This window comes from Cohnella sp. 56 (assembly GCF_037963805.1).
Classification (GTDB): domain Bacteria; phylum Bacillota; class Bacilli; order Paenibacillales; family Paenibacillaceae; genus Cohnella.
In genome coordinates, this window is record NZ_JAZDQE010000006.1 from 93,417 (window position 1) to 106,312 (window position 12,896).

Consider the following 12,896-nt stretch of genomic DNA (forward strand, 5'->3'; position numbering starts at 1 on the left):
AAGCCGTTTAATACCCCCGCTTCACCTCCGCCCCCGTTACGCGACACCGCCGCACAACTCGGCCGCCGCACGCCTTTTCCGCCCCCGTTATGCGACACCGCCGCACAACTCGGCCGCCGCACGCCTTTTCCGCCCCCGTTGCGCGACACTGCCGCACAACTCGGCTTCCGCACGCCTTTTCCGCCCCCGTTATGCGACACCGCCGCACAACTCGGCCGCCGCACGCCTCTTCCGCCTCCGTTATGCGACACTGCCGCACACCTCGGCCGCCGGACGCCTTTTCCGCCTCCGTTATGCGACACTGCCGCACAACTCGGCCGCCGGGCGCCTTTTCCGCCTCCGTTATGCGACACCGCCGCACATCTCGGCCTTAGGGCGCCTTTTCCGCCTCCGTTGCGCGACACCGCCGCACACCTCGGCCTCCGCACGCCTTTTCCGCCTCCGTTATGCGACACCGCCGCACAACTCGGCCGCCGGACACCTTTTCCGCCCCCGTTATGCGACACCGCCGCATAACTCGGCTTCCGGGCGTCCGCACGCCCGCTACACCACTTCCGTCTCGTCCCGCCCCGGCAGCGCCGGGAACGGCGTCGCCGGCAGCGTCTGGTACCAGTACGCGACCGAACAAATATCATGCTGCCCGGGGTAATACCGCCCCTCGCCCCGCCAGCCGAGCGCCTGGATCGTCACCGTCAGATCCGACTCGAAACGGATCGGGTCGACGACATGCCAACGGTACATCGCGTGGCGATGCTGCGACTGGTACAGGCCGTCCGGCCGCAGCACCTGATGCATGCCGGCATAGGCCGTCGAATACTCGCGGTAGCTGCCGTCCACCTCCCAGTTGAACGCGCCGCCAAAGTAGTCCTCGGTGCCCGTGCCGCAGATCGTCGGATACTCGCCGTCCCCGTCGAGGTAAAATTTGATCTCCCCTTCGCCCCACCAGCCGCTGTTGTTGATGCCCCAGCCCATCGAGGTACCGACGTATTGGCCGCGTCCCCGGACGCCGTCGAGAATCGTGTACGGCACCATGTACGGCACCGGATTCGTCCGGCGGAACTGCGCATGGAAGTATGCGGCATCCTCCGGCACGTCCGTCAGCGTGTAATTGATCTGGTAGAAACACATCTGCGGCGCGCTGCCCGCCGGCATGCGGTTTTCGATCGTAATCCGGCAGCGGCCCCGGAACGGCATCTCCCAGAAGCAGTTGAGCGCCTTGTTCGGATTGACCGCGACCATCAGCGAGTTCAGATGCACATATGGCCCCTTCGTCGAAAACATATCCCCCGTTACCCACGGCAGTCCGAAAAAATCCGGCAGCGGCGTCTCCACCGACGGGAACTCCAGATCGTCCCAGTAAATGCGCAAAATGAAATCCCGGCCTACGTACCCCGCGAACCACATGCTCTGGATCGCGCCCGGACCTTCGATATCGGCGACCGTATACGTTTCCCCCGGTCCGACCATCGCGCAAGGGCTGCACTTCCAGCCCTTCCCCAGCTCGCGCGCGGGACTGTTCGGATGCGCGTCGCTCATGGCGCCGCCGCCTTTGGCCCCGGTCGGATTTTCCGCACTGATGCTGCGCGTCCTGGCGTCCGACAGACGCCACAGATTGCCGGGATGCATGCCCAGTCCGTTAAATGCTTGCTTCACGATAAATCCCCTCCGTTCCCCGCTATATAATCCGGCAAGAGAGCCGCGCGCCCTCTCACACTTCAAGCACGCATGCTCCCGCCTTAAACGTCAGCGCGAGCGGCACACCGCGCTTCAGCGCATGGCGGGTCCGCACCCGGTCCTCCGCCAGGGCGAACTGCCGCGGCACCGTCACCTCGACGTCGGCGTCGCCCGCCTGCGCCGTCAGCACGGCGTACAGCTCGCCGGCCGCCGTATCCCAGCGCAGCGTCACCTCGATCGCGCCCCGCGCGAGCAGCGGTCCGGCCGAGCCGCGCGGCAGGCGGGCGGGCAGCGCAGGCAGCAGCGACAGCTTGCCCGGCACGCCGAACAGCAGCATCTCCTGCAGCGCCGCCGTCCACCCCATGTTGGCGTCGATCTGGAACGGCGCCCACGCCAGATCCACGCCGATCCCCATGCCGCGCCAGTCGTTGTGCACGGTAAAAAAGTTGTTCAGCACGCAGGAGCGCGCGAGAATGTCGAGGCTCTCCAGCGCCAGATCGCCCTCGCCCGTGCGGGCGTAGCTGTTGGCCATATGCGCGAGCGACCAGCCCGACTGCTGCTTGAGCCCGATGACGAGCCGCTTGCGGATCGCGGTCACGAATGCCTCGAACAGCGCCGGATCGCCGTCCCGCGTCACCTCCGTGCCCGGGAACAGCGGATAAATATGCGACTGGTGGCGGTGCTGATAGTTGTCGTCGAAGTCCGGGTGCATCCATTCCCGCACGGCACCGTCTTCGTTGATCTGATAGGGCGGGATGCGCGGCAGCATCGCCGCCCAGTCCGCGATGTCCGCTTCGTCGAAGCCGCCGGCCAGCCGCATGCCTTCCACCAGATGCGTCACGACCTCCTTGGCGATCGCGAAGTCCATCGTCGCGTTGACCGTCGTCTCCATCGTCGTCTCCTCGTAGCCGGTCGCAAGCTTCGTCCAGTAGTTGCCCGGCGTATTTTCCGGCGAGTTCGATGGAGAGCTGACATAGTAGCCGTCTTCGCCGACGGTGAAAAAGTCGCGGTAAAACATTGCCGTTTCCCGCAAAAAGGGCAGCGCGCGGTCGCGCAGGAAGTCGATATCGCCGGTATGCAGGTAGTAATCGTAATAGTGCTGGGCGATCCAGCCCGCTCCGCCCGTCCAGTGGACGATATGCGGGAAGATGATCTGGATCAGCCCGCTCTGCGGCGACGTCGGCGCGGGGATATAGATGCCCCGGCAGCCGTACAGCTTGGACGCATTGTCCCGGAAGTCGTCCATCATCCGCTCGAAGTAGTCGAACACCGCGAGCAGCGTCTCCGGCATATTGCCCGACAGCGCCTGCCAGTAGTTCATCTGAAGGTTCTCGTTAATCATGTTAAATGCCCAGAAGCCCGTATATTCCCCGCTCCACAGCCCCATCAGCGGCGACGGGTTGCCGCCCGCCCGCGAGCTGGATACGAGCAAATATCGGCCGTACGCCCACATTTTTTCGAGCATCGCGACCGGCGCTTCTCCCCGATAGGCGCGCAGCAGCAGCTCCTCGTTGGAGAGACGCCGCTCCGCCTCGTCCGCGTGCAGGTCCAGGTTCATTCGGTTAAAAAGCGGGCCGTGCAGCGCGACATGGCGGTCCAGCAGCACGGAGTAATCCAGCTCCGCCGCTGCACCGAGCTCCGCGGCAAGCCGCGGCCAAGCCTCGTGCCGGTCGCCGTCGATAAATACCTTCAGCACGATTTCGACGCATGACGCGCCCTCGAATCCGAGCCCCTTCTCACGCGGCGCGAGCCAGCCGCCTACCGTTCGCACGCGGGCGACGGCGCCGAAGTCGCTGCCGTCGTCCTTGCGCGCCGCATAGTAGACCAGCTCGCCGTCGCCGCGGCTCTCGTCGTCCGTCGGCAGCGCCGAAGGGCCGCCGAACGGCATGCGCGCGTCCGCCACATCGTGCAGGCCGACCCAGACAAGGCCGTCGAGCTGCGCCGGCCCAAACGCCATCATGCGGCAGACGACCGCATCGTCCGCACGCGAGACGAACAGCTCCCTCGCGATTCGCGTCTCTCCGTCTTCCCACGCTACGGTCACGACACCAGTCTCCATATCGAGGACGCGGCTATAGTTCTTGAACGCGTGCGCCGCCTTCGTGATCAGCTTCAGATCGCCGAGCGGCAGCGGGCAGGCGACCCGCGGGTCGTAGCCCGCCGCCTTCAGCGCGTCGGGCAGCACGCGGTCGGCCTCCGGCGCCCGCCCTGCGGCGAGCAGACGCCGCACCTCGGGCAGGCTGCCGCTCACGTCCGGCAGCGGATCATGCGTGCCCTGCCACCACAGATCCTCGTGAGTGAGCATGACGGTCTCCTCGTAACTGCCGCCGTAGACGGCTGCGCCGATCGAGCCGTTGCCCGCCGGCAGCGCGTCCTTCCAGCGGGCCGACCAGATCGAGGCCGGATAGTTCAGGTACAGCCGGTTGCGGCCGCTTGGTTCGTTCATGACGATCCTCCTTTCCGCGAGCAACGCGGCTTACAAATCTTTGCGTTCGACGTATGCCTCGATCGCCTCAAGGCCGGCCGTGCGCGCCTCGACCGAGGCAAGCGCGGGCAGGTCATTGCTCGGCGCGTCGAGGTAAAAGTAGGCGCAGCTCGACCAGTCGTCCTGCCGCTCGAACAGCGCGTGGAACGTCGGATCGGACGCATCCACGAAGTTGTGCGGAGCCTCAAGGTCGATCGGCGTCAGTCCCGGGCTCGCATGGAAGATCGTCCTTCCCGCTTCTTTGAACCCATCTCGCGCATCCGGACCGCAGTAGCCGATCTGCTGAATCGTCACCCGAATGTCCTCGCGGAAGTAGACCGGGTCCGGGACATGGTAACGGTAAAAGCAATAGCTCCCGCTCTCCTCGTCCGCGATCTGGCAGCCTTGATGCAGATGCGTGAACGCGCCCTGGCCCCAGGCGGTGCCGATGTAATCCTCCACGCCGGTGCCGCACAGACTCGGCAGCTCGCGATCTCCGTCGAGGTAGATTTTCAGCTCGCCTTCTCCCCACCACGCGCCGAGATATTCCCGCCGGTTGACGTTGACGCCGAAGTTGACGCCGAGATACCTCCCCTGTCCGGCTATCCGCGGCAATATCTCATAATCCCGCTGCAATGCCGTCGGATTCTCTCTTCTGAAGTGCGCGTGCAAATAGAGAGCTTCGCGCGTGTCGTCTCCGACCGTATAGCTTACGTCGTAAAATATCCGCTCGATGTCGCAGTCCAGCTCGTTGGTCAGCGTCAGCCGCATGCCGTTGCGGAACGGCATCGGGAGCGTACATACATAACTTCGGCCTTCCGGATTGGAAAAGAAGACCGACTCGAAGGCCACTCTGCGCCCGAGCCCCGTGCCGAAAAAATCGCCGAGCGGCGCGCTGACCGCAGGCCGCGTCTCGCCATCCCAATAGCCGTCGATGCGGATCCCCCGCAGCGCGAGCGGCCGAAAGTCGCTGATCGTGAGCCAGATGCGGCGCACGATCCCGCTTCCTTCACGCTCGCGCGCCAGCTCCCGGGTCTCGCCGGCTGCCAGCTTGAACGACGGCGCGCCCTTGCGGCCGCCGTTGGCGGCGCCTCCCGCGCCCTTCGCGCCGGCCGGATTTTCCGCGCTCGCCCACCGCGTCTGCGCGGCGGGCGCCGCGTACAGCTCCATTCCTCCCGGATCGCAACGCATCGGCTCGCTCCTCTCTGTTTCATGGTGGACATATCCTTGTCCCTGTTCCTGCGCGGAGGGGACAGCGTTCAAACGCAGCCAAGCGCATACTATGGCTTAAATGCTGCGATCGGCCCGTTGACCGCCATTATCCGCTGCCCCGACCGTCGCCTTTACCCGCGTTCCGCCACGATCTTGGCGATCTCCGTCTTGTACCATTCGAGCAGCTCTTCGGCGCCCAGCGCCTGAACGTCCTTGATGAACTTGGCCTTGGCGGTTGCATAGGCGGCGTCGTCCTTGACGATGACAAGCTTGATCTGATTGGTCTGCACGTACGTCGTAATCTTGGTCAGCATCGCCGTCTGCTCGGTCGACATCGGCGGCAGGCTGGCGACGATGGACGTATCGTACGAGGTATGCGCCTTTTGCTTGGTATACAGATCGCCCGGCAGCTCGACGCCGAAGTGCTCCGCGCCCTCCTGCTGCAACGGCGTCAGCCGCTGCTTGACGACGTCCGGCAAGTAGCTGAAGTAGACCGGCGTATTGTATGTCGGATCGACGGCGGACAGGCCGCGTCCGGAGATGTTGTGGTACTTGTACACGCCCGTCTTCAGGCGGTAGTCCGGATCGCTCTTGAGTCCTTCGATCGTCTCGGGCTTAAGCTGCGGCTTGCCGTCGACTTCGTCCCACGCCTGGCCTTTGACACCGTTGAAGATCAGCTCTGCACCCTCGTAAGAGATGAGGAAGTTGAGCAGCTTGAGCGCTTCCTGCGGGTGCTTGGAGTTTTTCGGAATGAAAAACGTCGAGCCGCCCTGCGGCTGGTCGAACGACAGCATATATTGATCGAGATTGTTGGGCGCGGGCATCTGGAAGTAGCCTTTGTCCGTCTGTCCTTGCTTGGTGAACTCGACGTTGCCGTTGTCTACCGACCACGGGGACCAGCCGAGGAAAACCCGGTTCGCAGTTACCTTGTTCAGAAAGTCGGCAAATTTCATCGTGAAGGCGTCGGGATCGAGCAGCCCCATTTGATTCGCCTTGCGGTAAAATTCCACGCCTTCGAAAAATGTCGAGGCTGGATCGGTGAGGCGCGACTTGACGTCGTACGACACCATGTCGAGGTCGTAGATCATATTGTTCGAGACGCCCTTGAACATCGAGAACGGCACGTCCATCGACCACTGCGCCCAGCCCGGGGCATCGCCGAACCAGGCGGATACGCCGTAATTCTTTTCTCCATTGGCATTCTTCGGTTCGAGCTTCTGCATCTGCTGCAGCACGTTGAGGTAGTCGTCCAGCGACTCAAGCTTCGGATAGCCGAGCTGCTTCCACAGGTCGTACCGCATATACGGCGCCACCTGCGCCTGCAGCGGATCGTCGGCATAATCGCCGACCAGGTTGATGAAGCGCACCTTGTTGTCGGTCGTGCCGTTCACGTCCTTGCTCAGAAACTTGCGCGAGTAATCGATCCGCTGCGGCGTATTCTTCACAATGTCCGGCGCGTACTGGTCGAGCATGTCGTCGAGCGTCAGCGCGGCGCCCGCGGATACGACCTTGGGCAGCAGATCCGGCGTCGGCACGAATGCGATGTCAGGCAGATCGCCGCTCGCAAGCTGGGCCGCGAACTTGGCGCTGATGTCGCCGACCGCGTTGCCCGGCGTGATGTTGACCTTGATGTTGAGGCGCCGCTCGATCTCCTTCATGACCGGATCGTCCTGGAAGCCGGCCGGGAAGCTTTTCTCGAAGGCGGGCGCCGACATCGTGATCTCAACGGGCGGACCGCTCGGCGTCGCGCTGGCGGATGCCGAAGCGGACGAAGATGCGGATGCCGCGGAAGAACCGGACGGCGAAGCGTTCCCGTTATTGTTGCCGCCGGAGCAGCCTGCGAGCGCCAGCATGGCCGCCGTCACCAGACCGACGGACGACGCGAATTTCTGTTGACCTTTTTTCCCCATGTCGATATCTCCTCTGTTCGTGATGGATAAAAGCTTATATGTGCAATCCGTCGGTCGGTTCGTTCGTCCTGCGCCGCCCGGCGGATGAGACACCTGCTTCGGATGAATGCGCCGCCCGCTAACCCTTGACCGCGCCGATCATGATGCCCGAGATGAAGTAGCGCTGGAAAAACGGATAGACAAATATAATCGGCAGCGTCGCGATCATCGTGATCGTCATGCGGATCGACGTCGGCGTCACCTGCTGGATATCGGACGAGCTGACGGTCGCCATGTTCGTTTTCAGCGCCATCAGGTTCGAGGTCTGATCCGTCAGAAAGTTCAGCAGCACGAGCTGCATCGTCGGCAGATTGGGAGCCAGAAAGAAATTGTCGGTCCAGGTGTTCCACTGATTGACCGCCGAGAAGATCGCGGCCACGGCCAGCACCGGCATGCTGAGCGGCAAAATGATCCGCAGGAACAGTGTCATCACGTTCGCTCCGTCGATCATCGCCGACTCCTCCATAGCGCCGGGAATCTGCTCGATATACGTCTTGATGAGCACCAGATAAAAAGCGATGATCGCCGTCGGCAGCACGTACAGCAGGAAGTTGTCCTTCAGGCCATATGACTTCATCGTGATATACCAGGGGATGATGCCGGCGCTCACGTACATCGTCGCCAAAGTAATGCGGTAGATCGCCTTGCGGAACCGCAGCTGCGGCTTCGTCAGCGCATAGGCGAACATTGCGGTGCAAAATACGGTGACGGCCGTGCCGACGATGGTGCGCGCGACGCTGACGCCGGCCGCCTTGGCCAGCTCGTCGAGCATGAAGATCTGCTTGTAGTTGACGAAGGTGAACCCCCTGGGCCACAGGTAGATCGAATGCCGCGCGACCTGATCGGGCACGCTGACCGAGTAGATGAAGATGTAGTAGAACGGATAGATGCACAGGACAACCAGCAGCAGCAGGAACAACAGGTTGAAAAATCCGAATATGCGATGTGACCATGCGGTTCGCCGGGCCATGCCCCCGCCTCCTTTCGTATGGCTAAATAATCGAGTTGCCCGAGATCCGCTTGATGATGCCGTTGGCGGCGAACAGGATGATCAGGCTCGTGACGCTCTTGAATACGCCGATCGCGGTGCCGAGCGAGAAGTCGAAGTTCACGAGACCGGCCTGATACGAATAATAGTCCAGCGTGACGATCCGGTCGTGATTAAGCGCGTTGTGGAAAACGAAAATCTGCTCGAAATTGGAGCTGAGCAGGTTGCCGATCGACAGCAGCAGCAGCACGGTGAAGGTCGGGAGCAGTCCGGGAATCGTCACGTGCAGCGCCTTCTTGAAGCGGCCCGCGCCGTCCACGCTCGCCGCGTCGTACAGCTCCATATCGATCGAGGTGATCGCCCCGATGTAGATGATCGCGGACCAGCCGATCGTCTTCCAGATGATGACGAGCGTCTGAAACAGCCAGGTCGCGCCTTCGTTGCCCAGCAGGTTGGTCGGCTCGGAGACGAGATGCAGCTTGAGCAGCAGTTGGTTGACGATCCCGCCGTCCACCGAGAAGAAGGTGAAGAAGATGGCGTAAACGATAATAAACGAGATAAAGTTCGGCAGCGACAGCGCAACCTGGATGAACCTGCGCAGTCGGCTCCGGCCGACCTCCGTAATGAGGATCGCCAGAATCATCGACAACGGGGACGCCAGAATGCCGAGGAAGCCGAGCGCCAGCGTATTGGTAATCGCCTTCGGCAGCTCGCTCCCCAGGCTGAACAGCTGTCTGAAGTAATCGAGCCCCGCGAACTCGCTCTTGAATATGGACAGGCCGGGGATATACTTGACGAAGGCCATCGACCAGCCCGCGAGCGGGACGTAACTGAATAAGAGGACGAGAAGAAAAAACGGCAGCGTCATCGCCCACAGCAGCCAATCTGTTTTTCTTCGTGTCTGGTTCATGCCGGTTCGCTCCATTCCGCTTTGCTTGTGCTTGTTGCCTGTGTATTAATCGTAAAAGCAAACGGCAGCGCCCGACAACGGAACGGATTTTAGTTTTACGGTTCAAATTATAGGACTTTGCCGCAGACCGGCCTCGGGGTCTGTTCGCCGCCCCGCGCGTTGACTATACTGATAGCAACAGGCGGAGGTGAGCGGAAATTGCTGAGACGGTGGTACGCCAAGTACTTTAAATCGCGCTTCTTCGCCCGCCTAATGCTGCTCAACACCGCGATCGTCCTGCTCATGATGGCGATCCTCGTGACGCTCATTTCGCGCAGCGTGGCCGCTCAGAATTCGGAGAAGGAGCTTAGCTTCAATACGCAGATTCTCGAGAGCGTGAGCAAATATTACGAGCAGAAGCTGAGTGTCGTGCGGCAGATGATCGAGCAAATTTATTACGATCCGGCTTCGTACGATTTTATTTTTGCGCTGCTCGAGCAGCAGGACACGGGCAGCTACGAGTACAGGTCCAACCGCGCCAAGCTGGAGACCTACCTCAACTCCAACTTCACGCGCGACAAGGACATTACCAATATCGCCATCTATTCCAGGCTCAATGACGAATCGTTTCTTTTTTCCACCAATCTGTGGCGCATCCAGGACGAGAAGTATTTTAAAACGCTCGACTGGTTCAAGGACTTTAACAACGATCTGTACGGCCTGCGGCTGACGCCCGCCTATGAGGACAGCTTCGCGTTAAGCGGCTCGCGCTGGATCTACACAATCGGCTCCAACCTGAAGTCGCAGGACATCACCGCAAACACGGGCGTCCTGCTCGTGAACTTCGACGCTTCGTCCATCGAGAACGCCTACCAGCCCTACAAAGAACGGGTCAAAGGCAATGTGCTCATCGTCGACCGGGACGGCAAGCCGATCTACGACTCCAAGGGGGCATACGCCCCGCTCGGCGACGAGCTGCGGCAGCGCATTCTGTCCGTCGGTGCCGGCACAACCTCGATGACCGTCGGCTCCCGCATCGTGAACGTGCTGCCGAGCGAGGGCGGCACCTATGTCGTCGGCATTATCGAGCAGTCGGAAATGTACCGCGAGGTGAATGCGCTCAAGCGCAGCATTTTCCTGCTCGGGCTCTTGTGCGCTGCGCTGACGATCGCGCTGAACGGTGCGGGCATGAGCGTGTTCACCAAGCGGGTGCGGCGCATCGTCCGGGCCATCGGCCATCCGCCCGAGGGCATTCTCCAGCAGAAGGCGCGCCTCGAAGTGTCGGACGACGAGATCGGCCAGCTCGCGTTCCGCTTCAATGTCATGCAGGACAAGCTGACGGACTATATCAACGAGGTGTATATCGCGGACATTCGCTACAAAAATGCAGCGCTCGCAGCGCTGCAGGCGCAGATCAATCCGCACTTCCTGTCCAACACGCTCGAGGCGATCCGGATGAAGGCGGTGCGGGAGGGCAACGAGGATGTCGCGGACATGATCTACATCCTGTCCTTCCTGCTGCGAACGAGTCTCAAGCAGGACCCATGGGTCACGGTGCGGGAGGAGATCTCGTACTGCGAGCTGTACTTGCAGTTGTTCACGCTGCGGCATCCGAACAAGCTGCGCATCGAGATCGACGTCGACCCCGAGCTGGAGCCCTACGCCATCGGCAAGCTGACGCTGCAGCCGATCGTGGAGAACAGCGTCCAGCATGGCGTGGACTTCAAGCACGGGGACAACGCGATTCGGATTCGGGGCCGGCTGCGGGACGGCGTCGCGGTCATCGAGATTGCGGACAACGGGAGAGGGATGGCGCCGGAAGCGTTGGAACGGATCAGGGAGAGGCTGATGGGCGAAACGAACCGGACCGGCGGGGCGGGCGCGGGTGGAGCGGAGCGGCCAGGTTCGGGAGCGGCGGGCGGGACCAGCGGAGCCGGTGCGGCGAGAGACCGCGGCGGCGACCGCGGGATCGGTCTGCCGAACGTGCACGAGCGAATTCAGCTTCAGTTCGGCGAGCCGTACGGGCTTGAGGTGAGCAGCGACGAACGCGGCACGGTCGTGACGATCGCCTGGCCCGCGCGCAGATTGGAGGAGATGGCAAATGTACAAAGCGCTTCTGGTCGATGACGAGCCGCTTATTTTGGAAGGACTCCGCTATATTTTGAGCTGGGAGGAGCATGGCTTCGAGATCGCGGGCGCGGCGGAGAGCGCGGCCGAAGCGATCGAGCTGCTGGGCAGGAGCGCGGTCGATCTGATCGTGACCGATATCCGCATGCCGGAGCAAACGGGATTGGAGCTGATCGAGCGCGTGCGGGCGCTGCGGCCCGACGTGAAGTTCGTCATTTTGAGCGGCTACAACGATTTCGAGTATGTCCGCAAGGCTGCGACCCTCGGCATCGAGAACTACCTGATCAAGCCGGTCAACAAGGACGAACTGTCCTCGACGCTCGTCAGCGCGGCCGAGAAGCTGGAGCAGAGCCGACGCCAAGCCATTCAGCAGGTATATGTGCGGGAAGCGATCGACATCCTGCGGGACAACGTCGTCCTGCGGCTGGCCAACGGCAGCATCGGCATTCACGAGTATGCCGACAAGAGCGCGTTCCTGCGGCTTAAGCTGGACGGCCCGCTCTACGCCGTCGCCATGATCCGCCGGATCAAGGATAATCTCGCAGAGGGAGCCAAGGCGGAGCCGCAGCTCATGAACTTCGCCATCCGCAATATATGCAGCGACGTCCTGGCGGCTGCCGCCGGCGACGGCCTGTTCGGCTATGCCGTCAGCGACAGCGACGAGGACATCGTGCTGGTGCTGTCCGGCGCGCTCACAGACGAAGCGGCCGTGATTCGCCTGCTGCGGGACATGATACACAGTTGCATGAACTATTTAAAGCAGGAAATATTTGTCTCATTGGGCGTCCCGGCCGACGACCGGCACGCGCTGGCCGCCAGCTACGGCTCGGCGAAGGATCTGGCCGACTATTCGCTCGTGGTGGCGGACCGCGGACTGATCACCTCGCGGGAGGCCGAGGCCCAGCAGGTCGGGCTTGGCGCGCCGCTGCAGATCGACTTCGACAAGCTTCAGAACGCGCTGCTCGCAGGCGACCGCACCGCCATCGCGGCGGACATCCGCACCATCTTCGGCAAGCTGGACGTGCTGGAGACCAAGAGCCCCGCGCTCGTGCACAACGTGACCGTCGAGCTGCTGTACCGCATCGTTCATGCCGCCAGCCTGTCGCAGCGCAGCGTGTCGTCGAGCCCGCTCGGGCGCAAGGAGTTTCTGGCGGGCGTGCTGAACCGCCGCACGCTGGGCGAGATCGCCGATGCCATCGTCGACGCGGTCGACGACCTCCTCGCCCGGACCGAGTCGCGCGACTCGCGCATCGAGGAGGTGCTGGCCTACGTGAACGCCCACTACGCCGACGATCTGTCGCTGCACCAACTGTCCTCCCTGTTCCATGCCAACGCCGCTTATCTCGGCCAGTTGTTCAAGAAGGAGACCGGCAAGCTGTTCAGCGCCTACCTGAACGAATACCGCGTCGCCAAGGCGATCGAGCTCCTGCAGAGCAGCCCGCTCAAGGCCAAGGAAATCGGCCTCAAGGTCGGCTATGCCAATCCGGATTATTTCTATAAAATTTTCAAGAAGGTGACCGGAAAATATCCGTCGGAGTATGCGTAAGGCGCGATAAAACGACGGGGGCGGCGATCCGGGGGCGCGGGTAGGCA

The 12,896-nt window shown here is 62.2% G+C and carries 8 protein-coding genes; 2 read left to right on the plus strand and 6 right to left on the minus strand.

Annotated elements, in window-relative coordinates; genetic code table 11:
* Nucleotides 1-543 precede the first annotated feature (543 nt).
* The 6 genes from VQ071_RS12940 to VQ071_RS12965 all read right to left on the minus strand — a co-directional run bounded on the left by VQ071_RS12940 (nt 544) and on the right by VQ071_RS12965 (nt 9,197).
* Complete coding sequence (locus VQ071_RS12940) at nt 544-1,653, minus strand: glycoside hydrolase family 172 protein (RefSeq protein ID WP_340514423.1); 1,110 nt, start codon at nt 1,651-1,653, stop codon at nt 544-546.
* 55 nt (nt 1,654-1,708) lie between these two features.
* Complete coding sequence (locus tag VQ071_RS12945; RefSeq protein WP_340514424.1) at nt 1,709-4,120, minus strand: glycosyl hydrolase family 95 catalytic domain-containing protein; 2,412 nt, start codon at nt 4,118-4,120, stop codon at nt 1,709-1,711.
* A gap of 30 nt (nt 4,121-4,150) precedes the next feature.
* Nucleotides 4,151-5,329, minus strand: coding sequence for a glycoside hydrolase family 172 protein (locus tag VQ071_RS12950; protein ID WP_340514425.1), 1,179 nt, complete (start codon nt 5,327-5,329; stop codon nt 4,151-4,153).
* A 152-nt stretch (nt 5,330-5,481) separates the two neighbouring features.
* A complete protein-coding gene (locus VQ071_RS12955; RefSeq protein ID WP_340514426.1) occupies nt 5,482-7,260 on the minus strand; it encodes an extracellular solute-binding protein in 1,779 nt (592 codons plus the stop codon).
* 118 nt (nt 7,261-7,378) lie between these two features.
* Nucleotides 7,379-8,269 carry a carbohydrate ABC transporter permease gene (locus tag VQ071_RS12960; protein ID WP_340514427.1) on the minus strand — a complete coding sequence of 297 codons (891 nt, stop codon included), beginning with the start codon at nt 8,267-8,269 and terminating at the stop codon, nt 7,379-7,381.
* A 22-nt stretch (nt 8,270-8,291) separates the two neighbouring features.
* Nucleotides 8,292-9,197, minus strand: a complete 906-nt coding sequence (locus VQ071_RS12965) for an ABC transporter permease subunit (protein WP_340514428.1) — start codon at nt 9,195-9,197, stop codon at nt 8,292-8,294.
* Between the two features lie 198 nt (nt 9,198-9,395).
* Between VQ071_RS12965 and VQ071_RS12970 the strand changes: the two genes are divergently transcribed.
* Nucleotides 9,396-11,303: a sensor histidine kinase gene (locus tag VQ071_RS12970; RefSeq protein WP_340514429.1), complete on the plus strand. Its 1,908-nt coding sequence runs from the start codon at nt 9,396-9,398 to the stop codon at nt 11,301-11,303.
* The gene (locus VQ071_RS12975; protein ID WP_340514430.1) at nt 11,278-12,849 is read left to right on the plus strand and encodes a response regulator transcription factor; all 1,572 of its coding nucleotides are present in this window, start codon (nt 11,278-11,280) and stop codon (nt 12,847-12,849) included. The genes VQ071_RS12970 and VQ071_RS12975 overlap by 26 nt, the downstream gene beginning before the upstream one ends.
* Nucleotides 12,850-12,896: the final 47 nt, after the last annotated feature.